The organism is Leucobacter japonicus, assembly GCF_001273855.1.
Taxonomy (GTDB): domain Bacteria; phylum Actinomycetota; class Actinomycetes; order Actinomycetales; family Microbacteriaceae; genus Leucobacter; species Leucobacter japonicus.
Window position 1 is genome coordinate 1 of record NZ_JHBX01000093.1, and the last position, 250, is coordinate 250.

Consider the following 250-nt stretch of genomic DNA (forward strand, 5'->3'; position numbering starts at 1 on the left):
ATTTCCAGAAGAGCTTCATGTCGGCGGCGATCGAGTACGTGAAGGAGCACTACGGCGTGGCCTATCTCACCTCGGCCGGCAACGCGAACGGTGTCGGCAGCCTGGGCGCCTCGAGCGGCGCTCCGGTGTCGTCGTGGCAGACCGCCCAGTACCGGCCGATGGCCTGCCCGGGCTGGGTGAACGCGGGTGCGGGAACCGACTGCCTCGGCTTCGACCCGGGTCTCCCACAGGTCGCCTACGGCACCCTCAC

At 68.8% G+C, this 250-nt stretch carries 1 protein-coding gene; it reads left to right on the forward strand.

All coding sequences use genetic code 11. The features are described from left to right. On the forward strand, positions 1 to 250 hold a 250-nt coding region (locus AMS67_RS17630; protein WP_162230817.1), incomplete at both ends, for a S8/S53 family peptidase.